Source organism: Bradyrhizobium zhengyangense (assembly GCF_022012555.1).
Classification (GTDB): Bacteria; Pseudomonadota; Alphaproteobacteria; order Rhizobiales; family Xanthobacteraceae; genus Bradyrhizobium; species Bradyrhizobium zhengyangense.
In genome coordinates, this window is sequence record NZ_JAKLTZ010000004.1 from 684,619 (window position 1) to 701,769 (window position 17,151).

A 17,151-nucleotide genomic window follows, 5' to 3' on the forward strand; every position below is an offset into this window, starting at 1 on the left:
GTCGCGTGATGCGCGGTGTCAAGCAGCATTTGGTTTGACCAATCTGGTCGCTCCACATATAGTTAGTGCGGCCTCGCACGGCGCGCGGCTATTTGACCCGCAGACTTCAAGGAAGCGTGATGGCTGGACCGTTGGCAGGTTATCGAGTGCTGGATCTTTCGAGAATCCTCGCGGGGCCTTGGTTAGCGCAGTTGCTGTCTGATCTAGGAGCCGAGGTTTGGAAGATCGAACGCCCTGGCACCGGCGACGATACGCGGCAGTGGGGCCCGCCCTTTCTGCGGAAAGACGGTGGAATTGATACGACCGAAAGCGCGTATTTCCTGAGCGCCAATCGCGGCAAGCATTCGATATGCGTCGATATATCGACTGACGAGGGTAGCGCCATTGTGCGCGCACTTGCCCAGCAAGCCGATCTCGTGATCGAGAACTACAAGGTCGGCGACATGGCGCGTTACGGCCTCGACTACGAGGCGCTTAAAAGGGTCAAGCCTGACATCATTTACTGTTCCATCACCGGCTATGGCCAGACCGGCCCGATGAAGGACGTCGCAGGATACGATATGGCCATTCAGGCCATCGGCGGCCTGATGAGCATTACCGGAGAGAGTGATGACAAGCCAGGCGGGGGTCCGCAGAAGGTCGGGGTTCCGATCGTCGATATTCTCACTGGCATGTATAGCGCCGCCGGCGTCATCTCCGCATTACTGCATCGCGAACGCACCGGAGAAGGACAGCATATCGACATGGCACTGCTGGACGTCCAGGTCGCGGTTCTCGCCAACCAAAATTTGAATTTCCTCACGACCGGCACGCCGCCGAAACGGTTCGGCAACGCGCATCCAAACATCGTTCCATATCAGGTCTTCAGAACCAGCGACGGTTCCTTCGTGCTCGCCGTTGGTAATGATCAGCAATTCCGGAAGTTCTGTGCAGCTACTGGTTTAAGCGGCCTGGCAACCGATAGCCGTTTCGTCACTAACACCGACCGGCTTAAGAATCGTGATCAACTCATCCCCCTACTCGATGCGCATCTGATACAGCAGACGACCCAGCATTGGATTTCCATTCTGGAGCCCGTGGGCGTGCCTTGCGCACCGATCAACCGGCTGGATCAGGTGTTCGCTCACCCTCAGGTTATCCATCGGGAGATGCAGGTCAATCTTCCTCATTCTTCCGGAACAACAGCCCCTCTCGTCGCCAATCCGATAAAGTTTTCCGGAACGAAGATCGAATATGCCAAAGGACCGCCGCGGCGAGGCGAGGATACTGCAAACATCCTCAAGTCGATACTGAAGTACGACTCGGCGGCCATCCAAGATCTAAGTGAGCGACGGATCATCGATATCGGACGTCCCGAAGTCGGCTAGGGGCCAAGAGCCCATATCACTCGTCGAATCGTCTCTTGGTCCGGCTGGATGGCAGGTTTGGCAGGAGCGAGCAGCAAAACGGCGAGCCCTGCGCCGAGGAGCAGGAACGCGGCCACGATCCTCCGGTATTGAAACATGAGACGAGCTCTCCGTTGACTACCAGGCCTTCGTCGCTATAATTGGATCGACCTGATTGGTAGGACCAATTATAGTTTGGCGATGGCTTTTGCAAGTCGGGAAGGCCTGACCTTGGCGAAACTGGTCGCAAAAACGAACCGATCGTCGGCTTTTGAAATAGGGGACGGAGGATGAAGCTCTCGAAATACGATTATATCGTTGTCGGCGCAGGATCGGCAGGATGCGTGCTCGCCGCTCGATTGAGCGAAGATCCCAACGTCAAGGTGTTGCTGCTCGAGGCCGGACGTCCCTCTTCTTCAATCTTCGTTCACATGCCGGCGGGCATTCGCGTGCTCTACACGAGTCCGAAGCATAACTGGCAATTTTGGACCGAACCGCAGACCGAACTCAACAATCGCAAGATCTATATTCCCCGTGGCAAGGTGGTGGGAGGGTCGTCCGCCATCAACTCCATGATTGCGATCCGGGGAAATCCTCAGGATTACGACTCATGGGAAGCGCAAGGCTGTCGTGGGTGGGGGTACGAAAACCTCCGCCCCTACCTTAGAAAAATCGAGGACGCCGCCCAGGTAACGTCCCAGCCCGATCAGGACCGAGGTTATTCGGGTCCGATCCGACTTTCTTATGGCGTGTTGCAGCATCCAATCTCGAAGGCATTTATTGAGAGCGCCAAGTCGGCAGGCCTCCCCGAGAACAACGGCTTCAATGGTCCGTCTCAGATGGGCGCAGGCTTCTACGAACTTACGATTTCAGACGGCAAGCGTTCAGGTGCTTTCAAGTTTCTCGACCAGGGGAAAGGACGAAGCAATCTGACCATCATGGCCAACACTCAGGTTCGGCGCCTCGCGGTCGAAGGCACGCGCGTTCGGGGTGTTGTCATTGACCACAACGGGCGTGAGGTCACCGTTTCGGCCGAACGAGAAGTCTTGCTGACTTCCGGGGCCATTGGTTCGCCGCAATTACTGATGCTGTCAGGAATTGGACCGGCCGATCACCTCCGTTCACTCGGCATCAAGCCGGTGCTCGATTCCGCCGGCGTTGGAAGCAATCTGCAAGATCATTTGGATTGCGCAATTCGATTGGAGGCGTCGCAGCCGATCACACTGACGCCGTACATCGGATTGTTCAGAGGTGCCTTGGCCGGCGCACAATATATGCTCCGAGGCACGGGGCCCGGCACCTCACAGGGGGTCGAAGCCGGAGCCTTCTGGGGGCCCGATAAAACCTCATCGTGGCCTGAGTGGCAGGCTCATCTCATCGTCGCGCTGCGAAACCCGCCGCAGGGCGAGCGCGTCCCGCACGGCTTTGCCATTCGCGTATGCCAGCTTCGTCCGAAGAGTCGTGGAACGCTGCGCCTGCGGTCGGCCGATCCCTTCGTCGCGCCGGCGATCGACCCCCGCTTTCTATCCGATGAAAGTGATTTCGTCAGCATGCAAGAAGGCGTTCGGCAGATGTGCGAGATCATCGATCAGCCGGCGCTCCGAAAACACATTAAGCGCAAACTCGATATCGATCCGTTTACCAGCACGGAATCCCGCAAAAAGTGGATACGAGCCCGCGCAGAAACGATCTACCACCCGGTCGGAACATGTCGCATGGGTGAGGATCGCGACGCCGTGGTCGATAGCAAGCTTCGGGTTCGGGGCATCGACAATCTACGCGTTATCGACGGTTCACTTATGCCGACCGTGATCAGCGGAAACACCAATCTGCCGATCATGGCTATGGCGGAGAAAGCTGCAGAGTTGATTGCCGGGAAGTGACCCAATGTTCTCTCCCTCAATGGCAGGAACAATCTGAAACCCTGCCTTTCATCGCACAGGCCATCGCTTGATTTCCCGTGGTCCCGCTCGTTGTCGGCGGTCTGACGCGAAGGTGTCAGTAAATGGCAGCAAGCGCCTGAGGGCGTCCTCCCTAGACTGCCCGGGGTCCGATGACGGGTCCCGGGCTTCTTTTATGGATTTGAGTACCCTTTTGGACATCACCCGCAATCGTCAACGATGTCCGTGCTGCTCTGACCGTTCGATAAGGAAGGTTTAACCGGGACAGCCGTGCCGGAGATCAAGTACCGACGCCACCTAACCTAGCTCGACATGCATCGCATATTTCAAGACTTCATTGATCATCTTTCGAGCGCTGAAGATCAAGCAGAGCTTTCGGGAGCCATGGCCGTCACAGCCGCGGCTCTCGACCTGTCTTGCTTTGCGTACCTCGCGCTACCGCAAAAGCTCGATGGGACACCCCGTCTTATGTCGACATACCCAAAGGAGTGGACTTCACACTACCTAAGGAGCCACTACGAACGGATCGATCCGGTTATCATGCAGGCGCTACGGGACACCGAGCCGTTTCGCTGGGGAATCGGATCGACCGAACGATATCTTTCGCCGGCACAGAAGCGGTTGCTGGACGAAGCCTCCCAATATGGCATTCGGCTAGGATTCACCGTTCCTATCCATGACGGACACGGCCCCGTTGCCGCCGTCACCTTTGCCGGCAACCAACGGGAAGCTCAATTCGAACGCTTCGTCACGTCGAACCCTCGAATGCTTCAGTTGATGGCGATGTTCTTCCACTCACACGTTCGCCGCAAACTCGCGAGCGATCTTCGTGTTGATGGAGCAGCTTTGTCCGCCCGCGAGTTCGAATGTCTGGAGTGGGCCGCCCGCGGCAAGAGCGCTTGGGACATCGGACGCATTCTGGGAATATCGCATCACACTGCTATCTCTTACCTGAACAACGCGAAAGCAAAATTGGGAGTGCGAACCGTTGTTCAAGCGGCACTACGCGTGGCCGCTGCCAAACGAGAACAGCAAAACTAAGGCGAACTCCTCCCACAACTAGGGGTGATGCTTCTTAGCGTAACTTCGCCTCAAAGAATCATGGCAACCTTGGAGGATGTCATGATTCAGCTCATCACGGAGCCTTGGTACGGCGAATTCTCCCATACGCTCTTTGCAATACACCAACTACGACATCGCGTCTTCAAGGTCCGGATGGACTGGGACGTTCAAATTAGCGGCGACATGGAAGTTGACAAGTTCGACTCGTTGCATCCGGCATACCTCGCCCAACTCTCGGACGACGGCCGGGTACAAGGCTGCGTCCGCCTGCTTCCAACCAAGGGACCGACGATGCTCCGCGACACATTTCCCGCGCTTCTGAATGGTCAGCCGATGCCCATGAGTCCGCAGATATGGGAAAGCAGCCGCTTTGCGATCGACGCTAGACTCGACACACCAAAAGGAGAACACGGAATAGCTTGTGCCACCTACGAGTTGTTTGCTGGCATGGTGGAATTTGGGCTTTCGCGGCATCTGAGCGATATTGTTACCGTTACCGACGCCCGAATGGAAAGGATCCTGCGGCGCGCTGGGTGGCCGCTACGTCGAATCGGCGCTCCCTCTAAGATTGGGAACACTCTCGCCGTCGCTGGATATCTGGATATCTCCAGTGCGGCGCTCGCGAAACTCCGTGGGGCAGGCGGACTTTCCGGGCCAGTGCTCTGGGCGCCTGTATTGCGCGTCGCCTAGAACGGTCGCACAGCGGACCCCTGGGACGCAGTTTCGCCTACTGACGGGCTACAGGCATGATGGAAATCAACAACATTGACAACCAGCAGCGCACGACCGGAATGCCCGTCATCGGCCTGCGCCTGCTTCGGTTTGCAGTCGTTGCCAACGACTGTGGAAGTCTTCGGCAAGCCGCTGAATTACTTTCCATTCCACATTCTGTCGTGAGCCGCTCCATTGGCCAACTCGAGCGCCTAGTCGGGACCAGCTTGTTTGAGCGGTCGACCGCGGGAGTCCAGCCAACACTTGCTGGTAAAGTAGTCGTGCGGATCGCAAGAATGGTGCTGGAGCAGGTTGATACACTCGTTGCAACCGGCAGATCAATTGGTCGTGGCGAAACTGGCCACCTTTCGGTCGGCTTCTGCACGTCGATTTCAGCAGGCAATCTGCGGACTACCCTCCTCGACTTTAGAACGAGATTTCCTCGGATCGAACTCGCTATAGCCGAACGGCCGCGCACTTTGCTTATGAACGCGCTCCGGAGCGGAACACTCGACGTTCTCATCGTTACGAGCGACACGCCATCATCGGACAACAAGACGCTCAGGGTCTGGAGCGAACGCGTCCTCGTTGCATTGCCTGAGGATCACCCTTTGGCGGCGCGCGACGCGGTTTATTGGACCGATCTTCGCGACGAAACCGTACTACTAAGCCATCACGATTCCAGCCGCGAGTTTGAAGATCTCATCATATCGAAATTTGTATCTACGGACGATCGGCCCAAGATCGACCGACACGACGTCAGCCGAAGCATGATCAAGGGTCTCGTCAGTATGAAACTAGGCATTAGCCTCGTCATGGAGTCCGATATGGGCGCGAGTTTCGCCGGACTGAAATATCGCGAACTACGGGACGGGACAGGATCAAGCCATATCGGCTTTTCTGCACACTGGTGCGCTGACAACGAGAATCCAGCCCTCAACCGCTTTCTCGAAATGCTGGCGGAGCGCTATTCCTCCCCATCTCTCGGCGATTGACACGCGCGTCGTAGACGGGCGAATCCTCGGTCAGCCGCCATGAACCGCGCCAGCATCGGCGCGATCAATTTTGTTGGATCGGCGCGCTGACCCGTTTCACGCGCGATTGCCTCCGCGTACGCAGCAAGGTCCCGGTGGACGGATGCAGGCAACTCCGCGGTCACCTTCACCGGCTTGTCGTCTGGGACGGCGGCGATCTTCAGCTTCGTCATTGAGGTTGTCATCCTGTGTAAGGCTCGAGGCGGAGATCCCGGTTGACGATGACACGAACCGGAAAACCCGGGCGGATCGTCAGGGTCGGCTGGATGTTGAGACTGCGCCGAACCACCTGTTGTCCGGTTTGATTCAGTGAGTCCGAGGCGCCGTGTCGCAAGGCCTGGATAATTGCGCTGTCGTTGCTGTTGGTGTCCGAGCCGGCACCCAGTTCGGTCCCGACCGCCAGAAACGTCGATAGGGCCGCAGCCTTGAACAGCTCACCCCAGTGATTGTCGACCTGGTCTTCGAGGCCTGCATACCCGGCAGCGTCAACGCCAGGCTGCCGCTCGAGAACGATAGAACGTCCGTTCGGCATGATCAGCCGGGTCCAGACGAGCAGGACGCGGGACTGGCCGAAAGTGACCTGGCTATCGTAGATGCCGATCAGACGCGCTCCCTGAGGCACAAGCAGAAAGCGGCCGGTCGGGGTATCAAAAACATTTTCGGTTACCTGCGCTGTAACCTGGCCCGGAAGGTCTGATCGGATCCCGGTGATCAGGGCACCCGGAATGACCGTCCCAGCCTGCACGACATACGGTGAGGCCGGCCTGGTGATGCGGTCAGGGCTTACCGTGCGACGGTCCACAGAGGCGTTGACGAAGGCAAGCTTCCGGTCCTGACCGTTTTGCACAGATCCATCGTCGCCGGTGCTCGTTGCGTTCGGTGGCACGACCCGCTCGCTTCCAACAGCCGCAGTCGCGGACGGACGCACTTCTCGTCCATTGGTCGAAGCGAACAGATGACTGATGCGGGCTGCTTCGGTCTCCTGATCCCGGCGCTGCTGGTCCGGATCAGCGCCGCTCGTCGGCGACTGGCCTTGAGCGGCAAGGATCGGTCGACCGAGGTCACCGGGGAGCGGCGGACCAAGCTGCGGGATTGGCTGGCGCGGAACGCCAGCATAGTCCTTCGGCAGGGTCGTAATGCCGTCGGCAACATTGTGATGGTCGGTGCTGTAAAGCTCATCGGCCGCCTGATTTCGAGCACGATTGCTCTGAAGTGACCACAACACTGCTCCGCCGATAACAAGCAGGGCAACCGCGCTCCCGCCAGCCAAGACCTTCCGCGACAACCGCGTCACGCGCGGATGCTCCGCTCTCAAGCGGAAACTTTCGGACTGCTCCGCTTGTGTCTCCGGCGGAACTGCTTGCTCGTGATCGTTTTCATTCCGGGTGTTCATGACGACGGTCTCCCGTCGGTCCTGACAATCCTGACCTTCTGCTGGTGCTCACCGCCGAGCCGGAGTTCGGCGGCCGCAAACAGCCGATCGACGATCAACACATTGCCGTAGGCGCGATAGTTGACGAGTTCTGTCTTGCCGTCTGGGCCGATGACAAAGAGCGGAGGCATTTCGCCCTGCACGATGCCGAGCGGGAATTCGACGTAGACCTTGCGGCCATCGTCATATGCGGCTAGCGGCCGCCAGGGAGGACTGTCGCCTTCGATGGAATAGCGGGAGATACGCTGCGCTGGGTCCGGAAGAACGGGCTTCAGAGCAGCTGAACGCGACCGTTCGCGTACCGTCTCAGGATAGTACCAAGCAACGGATGGCATGTACGGCCGCTCGCGAGAGCGGAGCTCAATCAGGTAGGTGCGCCGGTCAGTATTGACCACCAGGTTGGTCTCGATCGAGGCTCGGGTCGGCTTGACCAGGATATGGACGCGCCGTGTGTCGCCGCTCCCGCTCTCGGTATCGCCCACGACCCAGCGTACGGTATCTCCGGCCGCGATCGGCCCTGATCCCGTCAAAAGTTCTCCTTCCTCGAGCGCGATATCCGTGATCTGCCCCGGCGCGGCGTAAATCTGATAGAGCGCCCCAGGACTGTAGGCGTAGATTTGCGCTGCGTTGAAATACCCTCGCTTGCGCGGTTCGACCCGGGCCGCGCTATTTGCTGTCTCAACCCGGCTCACAGGTTCAGCGTCTTCCTTCCCTCCCGACTTGCCGCCGAGAGCCGGCTTCCAGAGGGGTGGAATGTGAAGCGGTCGCGATCTGTCGTCGAGAGCCACCGGCGTAGCCGGTAACGGAGGCACTTCGGCGTCATAGCTGATCTCCGGAGGAATGTAGGTCGCGCACCCACCGAGCGCCGAGGAACCAAGCAGGAGAGCAAACAAAACTGCTCGCTTCGCGGTCAAGAACGCGGGCCAAGTGGGACCGATCCCGCAGTCCGGGGCGGGGCGCTTCGAATAAACGTCAAACGGCGTCTTGGTCACTGACTCAACTCCTTTGACCAGTTGATGGCGCGGACGTAAACGCCAAGGGGATTCTTGCGCAGGCGTTCGGCATCGCGGGGCATCTCGATCACGATGGTGAGAATTGCGGTCCAGCGTTCGGTCGAGCTCAGCGAACCGTTGTCATAGGTGCGCTGGGTCCATGCGACCCGAAAGCTTTCCGACGACGCGCGAATGACGCTCGAGACGTCGACGGAGATTTGCGCCTTACCGAGCTTGGCAAAGGGGTCATTGTTCCGCGCGTAGTCGTTGAGCGCAGCGGCGCCGCGATCGGTCGTAAAATCATAGGCCCGGAGCCAGTTTTGGCGTAGAACGATGCCGTCGGCCGGCAGACCTCTGACATCCTCGATAAAGCGCGCCAGATGGTAGGCGATCTGCGCATCAGTCGGTTGATAGTCGAAGTTGGCCGGCGCAACCCTCTGGGCTTGGCCAAGATGGTCGACTTCGACCACCCAGGGCGTGATCGACCCATGGCTTGATTGCCAGACCAACCCACCAGCGAGACCGGCTGACAGTATGAGACAACCGAACGCCATCAGCCGCCAGTTTTTGGCTTGCACGCGGGCGGATCCAATGCGTTCGTCCCAAACTTGGGCTGCTTTTTGATAAGGCGTGATCGGTTCGGGCATGCGCCCGTAGTGAACTAATGGTCGTTTGATCATTGATGATTGCCCCTGAGATCAAGTGATCGGCTTTGAGCCGTGTAGTGTCTGGGTTTGAGGCGCTGCCGCGTGGCGGGTGGCGAAAGTGCGGTGATGCGTCTCAGCGCTCTCCTTCGGACAAATCGACGGAGGAGCCGCTGCCACCATGATCGCCCGAGCGGACGTGACCAGCAGCCGAGGCACCATGCCGAATAGTCTCGGCGCGCTTCATGCGGCGCGCCCAATCGGGCAGCCCTTCGGCCGAAGCGCTTGCGGCCTGCTCGCCAGCTTGCTCGCCCCCGAAGGCAGCCGCTGCACGACGCAATGGACTCATGGCAGCCGAGCTGCCCGCCTCAGCGACGCCAGCAAGGCCGCCGCTTCGATAGGCGGCTGACGCTCCCCTTATGACAGCGCCACCACCGCGCGCGGCGCCCGCAATCGCGCCGCCAGCGAGACCAACACCGCCGGCGGCAAGACCCGCGCCCGCCGCAACAATGCCACCGGCAGCAAGGCCTGTTCCAACCGCGGCACCGGCACCGAGCTGAGGCCCACCCGACACCAGGCCGTTGGCGATTCCAGGACCGAAGATGCCCAGGCCAAGCAAGGAGAGCGCCGCAAGGACCAGGGTCATCGCGTCTTCTATGGTCGGCTGATTGCCACCAAAGCCAGCGGTGAACTGCGAGAACAAAGTCGAGCCGATGCCGACGATGGCGGCCAGGACCAAGACCTTGATCCCTGAAGAGATGACGTTGCCCAAGACCCGCTCTGCCGCGAAGGCTGTCTTGCCAAACAACCCAAAGGGAATGAGCACGAAGCCGGCCAGCGTCGTGAGTTTGAACTCGATCAGGGTGACGAAGAGTTGGATCGCCAGAATGAAGAAGGCGAGCAGCACCACGATCCAGGCAAACAGGAGAACGACGATCTGGACGAAATTCTCGAAGAAACTGATGTAGCCCATCAGATTGGAGATCGAATCGAGCAGCGGTCGGCCAGCGTCAAGTCCGACTTGAGCGATCTTTCCCGGCCGAAGGAAGTCCGACGCGGAGAGACTTGCGCCTGATGCTTTTAGCCCAAGGCCGGCAAAGCTCTCGAAAACGATGCGTGCCAGACTGTTCCAATTACCGATTAGATAGGCAAAGACGCCTACAAAGAGCGTCTTCTTGACGAGGCGCGCGACGATGTCTTCGTCCGGCCCCCAACTCCAGAACAACGCAGCAAGCGTGATGTCGATCGCGGCAAGGGTCGTTGCGAGATAGCCGACGTCGCTACCGAGCAGGCCGAAGCCGTTGTCGATATATCGCGTGAACGTTTCCAGGAATTGGTCGATAATCCCCGTACCCGTCATGGCTTGCTCGCCTCAGGTGTCGCCGGTAGCAGATATCCCTGCGGGATCCGGCTCTGATCCTTTGGGGCCGGCGCCAACGCAGCGGCGGGTTCTTCTTGGCCACGAACCGCGGCACCAGATTTCTTGGCCAAGAAGCGTCGCCGGTTTTCGGCCCAGACCTGCCTGCAATGCTGATAACCTGCCGTTTCCTCCGCAGTGACGCTGCGGCAGCGTGCGAGGTCAGAGCTGGTTGCATCTGTCGTCTGCGCGGCCTTCGGCAGCGCGGGCTGCTCGTCACCACCGCGAAGCTGAATCGTGCAGGCAGTGACGACCAACACGCCGATTGTCGTAAGCAGCGACAACGCCTTGAATGCCCTTATGTCCGTCATCAGTGGAACATCTGTACGTTGGATGACTGATAGCCCTGTCCCGGAGTCAGGAACCGACGAAGCTGTTCTCGTCCCTGATCCTGGGCCGAGGCGCGCTGAGCCGCTTCAAGGCTCTGCGCCCGACCTTGCGCCGTCACGACGGCGGTGAGGTCGGCGAGCTGCTGCGCGTTCAGCGCGAGAATCTGATTGCCAGCCTGCGTTGCCTGCAGCGCGCCGCTGGCACCCTGGCTTGACGTTACGAGCGCGGATGTCTGGATGCGATTGGTGTCGAGGTTGCCAACAATGCCCGCCTGGACGCGAAGCGCGTCTTGCGTTGCGGCATAGGAATTCTGCCAACGTGACTGAGCGTTGGAGATCAGCAACTGGTTCGATTGGCTGCTGGTCGCTGGCGCGTAACTTGTCGAGAAGGCATGATCAATCTGCTGAACGTCGTAGGCGATCCGCTGGGCCTGGGCCAGCAATTGCTGGGTCCGCTGGATCGATGATTGCAGTTGCTGCAGCGATGAATACGGCAGGCTTGCCAAATTCCTTGCCTGATTGATCAGCATCTGTGCCTCGTTCTGCAACGAGGTGATCTGATTATTAACCTGCTGGAGCTCCCGCGCGGCCGTCAGGACATTCTGGACGTAGTTGGTGGGGTCAAAGACGATCAGCGCCCGTGCAGGCACCGTGACGCCAAGCAGCAGCGCGAAGGCGGCCGTGGTCGCCAATAGGCCAAGAGGTCTCATTGCGATTTCTCCAGATTGACGAGGTTGGGGATCAGGTCGAGGGCCCAGGCGACGCCGCGGTGCTGGAGCCAGGCGGGCACGAAGCCGTCAGGTCCATGTTCGGCAAGGAGCTGCGCGATGGCTGCCTGGTCTGTCTTGGAAGAGGCTGCGGTGAAGGCGAGCGCAACCTCACCAAGGCCAAGTTCGAACATCCGGTTGCCGCGACGAGACTGGCAATAGTAGTCGCGCTTTGGCGTTGCCCGGCTCAGAAGTTCGATCTGGCGATCGTTGAGTCCGAAGCGGCGGTAGATGGCGGTGATCTGCGGTTCGATCGCCCGTTCGTTCGGCAGCAACAGGCGCGTCGGGCAGCTTTCGATGATCGCCGGTGCTATCGCGGAGCCATCAATGTCAGAAAGCGACTGTGTGGCGAAGATGACGGACGCGTTCTTCTTCCGAAGCGTCTTCAGCCATTCCCGGAGTTGCCCCGCAAAATCCTCGTCATCGAGGGCAAGCCAACCTTCATCGACAATAAGGAGTGTAGGCCGGCCGTCGAGACGGCCCCCGATGCGATGGAAGAGGTACGACAGCACGGCCGGCGCAGCACCCGTTCCAATCAAACCTTCGGTCTCAAACGCCTGGACCGAGGCTTCGCCAAGGCGCTCGAATTCGGCGTCGAGCAAGCGCCCGGAAGGTCCGCCGAGGCAATAAGGTTGCAAGGCGCGTTTCAGAGAGTTCGATTGGAGCAGGACTGACAAGCCCGTCAGGGTCCGCTCCTCCCTCGGCGCCGAAGCGAGAGATGTCAGTGCCGACCACAGATGATCCTTGACCTCCGGGGTGATCTCGACCTTTTCCCGTGCCAGGATCGCGCCGATCCATTCCGTCGCCCATCCGCGCTCGGAAGGATCCTCAATCCAGGCCAGCGGCTGCAGGGCGACGGGGTTTTCGTCCCCGTCTGACAATGCACCGCCGAGATCATGCCAGTCGCCACCCATGGCGAGCGCAGCCGCCCGAATTGAACCGCCGAAGTCGAACGCAAAGACCTGAGAGTTCGGATAACGGCGGAATTGCAACGCCATCAGAGCCAGCAAAACGGATTTTCCGGCGCCGGTCGGGCCCACCACGAGGGTGTGGCCGACGTCGCCGACGTGGAGAGAGAATCGGAAGGGCGTCGATCCCTCAGTCTTGCCAAACAGGAGTGCCGGCGCCTTGAAGTGCAGATCCCTCGCCTCACCGGCCCACACGGCTGACATCGGAATCATATGGGCGAGGTTGAGCGTCGAGACCGGTGGCTGCCGCACATTCGCATAGACATGTCCCGGCAGGCTACCGAGCCAGGCTTCGACAGCGTTCACCGTCTCGATCATGCAGGTGAAATCGCGGCCCTGAATGACCTTCTCGACCAGCCTCAGCTTTTCATCGGCAGCGTTGGGATCTCGGTCCCACACAGTGAGGGTGGCCGTAACAAAGGCTTGTCCGATCTGATCCGACCCCAGTTCCTGCAACGCCGCGTCGGCGTCGATCGCCTTGTTGTGGGCGTCGGTATCGAGCAGCGTCGACGCCTCGTTGGTCATGACCTCCTTGAGAATGGCGCCAATGGATTTTCGCTTGGCGAACCACTGCCGCCGAATCTTGGTCAGCAGCTTGGTGGCATCGGTCTTGTCGAGCATGATTGCGCGCGTCGACCAACGATACGAGAATGCCAGGCGATTCAGGTCGTCCAGGACCCCCGGGGTCGTCGCGCCCGGAAAGCCGACAATCGTCAAGACCCGCACGTTCGCTGAACCCAGCATCGGCTCAAGCCCGCCGGTCAGTGGCTGGTCGGCCAAAAGCGCATCGATGTACATGGGAATTTCGGGCACGCGAACGCGGTGACGCTTAGTCGAGATCGTCGAGTGCAGATAGGTCAGCGTGGCCTGATCATCGAGCCAGGCGCAATCCGGCATGAACCCTTCGACGAGTTGCAGCACGCGGTTGGTTTGATCGATAAAGCCGCGCAACACCTCCCGGGCATCTGCTCCAACGGTGCGGTCGCGACCTTCATAGAGCAATCGCTCCGCCTTAGCCGCTCCCTCCTCCGGCGGCAGATAGAGGAAGGTCAGGAAATAACTGGACTCGTAGTGGGCACCTGCCTCCTCGAATTGCGCTCTGCGTTCGGCATCGACCAGCGCAGACGCGACATCCGGAAAGGTGTTTGGAGGATAAGCGCCCGCAGAATGACGCTGCGCCTCAACGAACACGGCCCAGCCGGATCCGAGGCGGCGCAAGGCGTTGTTCAGACGACCGGCGACGGCAACGAGTTCGGCCGGCACCGCGCTGTCGAGGTCAGGTCCCCGGAACTTTGCTGTCCGTTGGAAAGAACCATCCTTGTTCAGGATGATTCCCTCGTCGACGAGAGCTGCCCAGGGCAGGAAGTCGGCGAGACGCGCGTTGGAATGACGATATTCGGCAAGGTTCATCATGGCGGAGCGCTCAGGTGTTGAGGTGGCTGGGAATGCGCAGATGTCGGCGCACGACATCGACAAATGCGGGATCGCGCTTGGCGGCCCAGACGGCGGCCATGTGGCCGATGAACCAGAGGATGAGACCCGCGATCCAGAGCCGCAATCCAAGTCCAAGGGCCGCAGCAAGCGTGCCGTTCACGATCGCGACGGACCGCGGCGCGCCGCCCATCAGAATCGGCTCAGTGAGTGCGCGGTGAACGGGCACGACAAAACCTGTGACCGGTTCATCCATCAAACCACCACGCCGCCGCCGAAGGAGAAGAACGATAGGAAGAAGCTCGAGGCGGCAAATGCGATCGACAGGCCGAACACGATCTGGATCAGCCGGCGGAAACCACCCGACGAATCCCCGAACGCGAGCGTGAGCCCGGTCACGACGATGATGATGACCGCGATGATCTTGGCAACCGGACCTTCAACCGATTGCAGGATCTGATTGAGCGGCTGCTCCCATGGCATATTCGAACCAGCGGCCCATGCCGGCGCCGCCGCCAAAAGCACCGTGCCGAAGGCGGCCACCGATGCACCTCGAAGAAAACGAATTTGCTGACGCATGTCAGTCTCCTGCTGTTGAAAGGCTGTAGTCGCCGGCAGCTCCAAGCCCCCGGACGAGCGCGAGCTCAACGAGGCGACGATCAGCGCCACGCCCCGCCAGCACGGCGATAACGTTGATGGTCTCGGCGATCAGGGCACGCGGAACCGTGATGACGGCTTCCTGAATGAGTTGCTCAAGCCGCCGCAGGGCACCGAGCGCGGTACCAGCATGAATGGTCCCGATGCCACCGGGATGCCCGGTACCCCAGGCCTTGAGCAGATCGAGGGCTTCGGCACCGCGGACCTCGCCGACCGGAATACGGTCAGGACGCAGTCGCAGCGAGGAGCGAACGAGGTCCGATAGCGTCGCCACGCCATCGTTGGTACGCAAAGCGACAAGGTTGGGCGCTGTGCACTGCAGTTCGCGCGTATCTTCGATCAGCACGACCCGATCGGCAGTCTTTGCCACTTCGGCCAGGAGCGCATTTGTCAGAGTCGTCTTGCCGGTCGACGTTCCCCCGGCGACGAGGATGTTCTTCCGTGCGGCGACCGCGCTCTTCAGGATCTCGGCCTGCTCCGAGGTCATGATTTCCTTGGCGACGTAATCGTCGAGGGTAAACACCGCGACCGCTGGCTTGCGGATAGCAAAGGCCGGGGCGGCAACGACCGGAGGCAAAAGGCCTTCGAAGCGCTCACCAGTTCCAGGCAGTTCTGCCGAAACCCGTGGCGCCCCGGCATGCACCTCCGCACCTACGTGGTGCGCTACCAGGCGAACAATGCGCTCGCCATCCGCTGCGGAGAGAGTTTTGCCTGTGTCGATCAAGCCACTCGACAGCCTGTCGATCCACAACCGCCCATCCGGATTGAGCATCACCTCGATGATCGCTTCATCTTCGAGGTAGCCGGCAATCGCTGTGCCAAGCGCACTACGAAGCATGCGCGCGCCGCGCGAATTCGCTTCCGATTGAATGGAATGGCTTGGCACCGTCGTCCCCACCCAGTGAGAGCGTCCGCAAAGGGCCCTCAGATGGGATGATTAGAAAAAGCACCTATGGAGTTGGCGCAACAAGCGCTTTCGGTGATCGTAGACTGGCGTAGAAAAAGGAAGACTGAGAACTGATATTGGACTCCTGCTCAATCGTACCAGTCCGCTAAGAGCTATCGCTCACCACTCCGCGCCGTCGTCCGCGGGTATCAGGATGGGCGAATTCTCGTACAAGCCGACCGACTTGACACCATTGGAAACAGAGGCTGGCGTGGAGCGGGAAGTTAAACTCATCCATGAAGCGCAGACTCTACGCCAAGGCAGCGCGAACCAGACCAAGGCTGCGATCTGCAGCGCTACGTTGAGGCCGAACGCGACCTGATAGGCCTGGACGGACCTATGGCCATCGATCGTGTGCCATTGCTCCAGGATCAGGCCTGTCGCGTATTGTGCCAGAAATGCCCAACCAAAGTGCAGGACGTTCAAGACGCCGTTGGCACGACCAGCAAGCTCCGGCGGAAAGTAATCCGCTATTACCGCGAAGCTGACCACGGTTGCCGTTCCGGCAATTGCGACAACCGACCAGGGCAGGATGGACGGCAGGGGCGCTCGCAAGATCAAGGCTGAATCGGCTGCGATGAACAGCACTGCAACCACCACTAATATAGCCTCCGCTCCGATTCCTTTGCGTTTGATGTAATGGACGGCCATACCGAACAACCAGGCACCGCCGCTTAGTACGACGGACATTGTAAACAGCTGTCTGACGAGACTTGTGCGATCAAGCCTCTCCACGTCGATCAGCCACGGTGATGCCCACAGCCCCTGCAGAGACCAGGCTGATCCGACGCAAGTCGCCGACAACGGGGCCATTCGCCAGAAGCGCCGATCGCTGAAAACGGAGCTAAGAGTGGCGCAGGCTGCTGATGGGACAATGCCCCGCTCGGGAACCACGACATAGATGAAAATGGCCGTCGCGCCGGTCGCCGCCGCTAGGATCTCAAAGAGCTGCCGCCAGCTCATCCAAGCGAGTAGGTATTCTACGGGAACCGTAGCGGTCACCGCTCCTAGCGATCCCAGCATGATCATGTAGCCGTTAAGCAAGGCAACTCGTTCTCTGGGGAACCAAAGGACGATCGACTTCAGTCCTGCGGTCAACGCCGCCGCCACGCCAAGCCCGATCATTGCACGCGCGATCAAAAGCGACAGGAAACCGGTCGATATCGCGAAGAGTCCGGCGCCCGCTGCGGCTAGCAAGAGCAGAACACTCTGGACGCGACGCGGACCAAAGCGATCCAACAATATACCGACAGGGATCTGAGCCGCCGCGAATATCAGGAAATAGACTGACGTAAGCAACCCGAGGTCGGCAGTCCCGAGCGCGGTATCCGAGCTGAGATGACTGGCGATCAAAGCGTTGATCGTTCGATACAGATACGAAAGATAGTATCCAGCAGCAAACGGGAGAAAAACGCGCGAGATGAGACGCCATGTCCCGGAAATTTGCATGCTGGCCCTCTTGCTGTCAGCTCGTG

At 59.8% G+C, this 17,151-nt stretch carries 17 protein-coding genes; 5 read left to right on the plus strand and 12 right to left on the minus strand.

Annotated features, from left to right (window positions below; genetic code table 11):
• Positions 1-119: 119 nt before the first annotated feature.
• The 5 genes from L6639_RS18770 (at position 120) to L6639_RS18790 (ending at position 6,054) form a co-directional block, all read left to right on the plus strand.
• On the plus strand, positions 120-1,367 hold the full coding sequence (locus L6639_RS18770; RefSeq protein ID WP_006018744.1) for a CaiB/BaiF CoA transferase family protein: 1,248 nt from the start codon (positions 120-122) through the stop codon (positions 1,365-1,367).
• Positions 1,368-1,675: 308 nt separating this feature from the next.
• Entirely contained in the window at positions 1,676-3,268 is a 1,593-nt protein-coding gene (locus L6639_RS18775) for a GMC family oxidoreductase (RefSeq protein WP_006018742.1), read from the plus strand.
• Between the two features lie 330 nt (positions 3,269-3,598).
• The gene (locus L6639_RS18780; RefSeq protein ID WP_013500406.1) at positions 3,599-4,327 is read left to right on the plus strand and encodes a LuxR family transcriptional regulator; all 729 of its coding nucleotides are present in this window, start codon (positions 3,599-3,601) and stop codon (positions 4,325-4,327) included.
• 81 nt (positions 4,328-4,408) lie between these two features.
• Positions 4,409-5,038 carry an acyl-homoserine-lactone synthase gene (locus L6639_RS18785; protein WP_006018740.1) on the plus strand — a complete coding sequence of 210 codons (630 nt, stop codon included), beginning with the start codon at positions 4,409-4,411 and terminating at the stop codon, positions 5,036-5,038.
• Positions 5,039-5,097: 59 nt separating this feature from the next.
• Positions 5,098-6,054 carry a LysR family transcriptional regulator gene (locus tag L6639_RS18790; protein ID WP_013500405.1) on the plus strand — a complete coding sequence of 319 codons (957 nt, stop codon included), beginning with the start codon at positions 5,098-5,100 and terminating at the stop codon, positions 6,052-6,054.
• Here the strand turns inward: L6639_RS18790 and L6639_RS18795 are convergent.
• From L6639_RS18795 to L6639_RS18850, 12 genes are all read right to left on the minus strand, one after another.
• Entirely contained in the window at positions 6,027-6,266 is a 240-nt protein-coding gene (locus L6639_RS18795) for a DUF2274 domain-containing protein (protein ID WP_006018738.1), read from the minus strand. The two genes, L6639_RS18790 and L6639_RS18795, sit on opposite strands and share 28 nt — an antisense overlap.
• An 8-nt stretch (positions 6,267-6,274) precedes the next feature.
• A complete protein-coding gene (locus L6639_RS18800) occupies positions 6,275-7,486 on the minus strand; it encodes a TraB/TrbI/VirB10 family type IV secretion system protein (protein WP_006018737.1) in 1,212 nt (403 codons plus the stop codon).
• Complete coding sequence (gene trbG, locus L6639_RS18805) at positions 7,483-8,517, minus strand: P-type conjugative transfer protein TrbG (protein ID WP_006018736.1); 1,035 nt, start codon at positions 8,515-8,517, stop codon at positions 7,483-7,485. Before trbG ends, L6639_RS18800 begins: the two co-directional genes overlap by 4 nt.
• Positions 8,514-9,197 carry a conjugal transfer protein TrbF gene (gene trbF / locus L6639_RS18810; RefSeq protein ID WP_006018735.1) on the minus strand — a complete coding sequence of 228 codons (684 nt, stop codon included), beginning with the start codon at positions 9,195-9,197 and terminating at the stop codon, positions 8,514-8,516. Before trbF ends, trbG begins: the two co-directional genes overlap by 4 nt.
• Positions 9,198-9,297: 100 nt before the next feature.
• On the minus strand, positions 9,298-10,521 hold the full coding sequence (gene trbL / locus L6639_RS18815) for a P-type conjugative transfer protein TrbL (RefSeq protein ID WP_006018734.1): 1,224 nt from the start codon (positions 10,519-10,521) through the stop codon (positions 9,298-9,300).
• A complete protein-coding gene (trbK-alt, locus tag L6639_RS18820; RefSeq protein WP_338076544.1) occupies positions 10,518-10,862 on the minus strand; it encodes a putative entry exclusion protein TrbK-alt in 345 nt (114 codons plus the stop codon). The genes trbL and trbK-alt overlap by 4 nt, the downstream gene beginning before the upstream one ends.
• 26 nt (positions 10,863-10,888) lie before the next feature.
• A complete protein-coding gene (trbJ, locus tag L6639_RS18825) occupies positions 10,889-11,617 on the minus strand; it encodes a P-type conjugative transfer protein TrbJ (RefSeq protein WP_006018732.1) in 729 nt (242 codons plus the stop codon).
• Positions 11,614-14,055 (minus strand): conjugal transfer protein TrbE, encoded by a 2,442-nt coding sequence (trbE, locus tag L6639_RS18830; protein ID WP_006018731.1) that lies wholly within the window; start codon positions 14,053-14,055, stop codon positions 11,614-11,616. Before trbE ends, trbJ begins: the two co-directional genes overlap by 4 nt.
• A gap of 10 nt (positions 14,056-14,065) precedes the next feature.
• Positions 14,066-14,329, minus strand: a complete 264-nt coding sequence (locus L6639_RS18835; protein WP_006018730.1) for a VirB3 family type IV secretion system protein — start codon at positions 14,327-14,329, stop codon at positions 14,066-14,068.
• Positions 14,329-14,652 carry a TrbC/VirB2 family type IV secretion system protein gene (locus tag L6639_RS18840; protein WP_006018729.1) on the minus strand — a complete coding sequence of 108 codons (324 nt, stop codon included), beginning with the start codon at positions 14,650-14,652 and terminating at the stop codon, positions 14,329-14,331. The genes L6639_RS18835 and L6639_RS18840 overlap by 1 nt, the downstream gene beginning before the upstream one ends.
• Before the next feature lies 1 nt (position 14,653).
• Entirely contained in the window at positions 14,654-15,568 is a 915-nt protein-coding gene (gene trbB, locus L6639_RS18845; RefSeq protein WP_006018728.1) for a P-type conjugative transfer ATPase TrbB, read from the minus strand.
• 228 nt (positions 15,569-15,796) lie between these two features.
• Positions 15,797-17,125, minus strand: a complete 1,329-nt coding sequence (locus tag L6639_RS18850) for an MFS transporter (protein ID WP_006018727.1) — start codon at positions 17,123-17,125, stop codon at positions 15,797-15,799.
• Between the last annotated feature and the right edge of the window lie 26 nt (positions 17,126-17,151).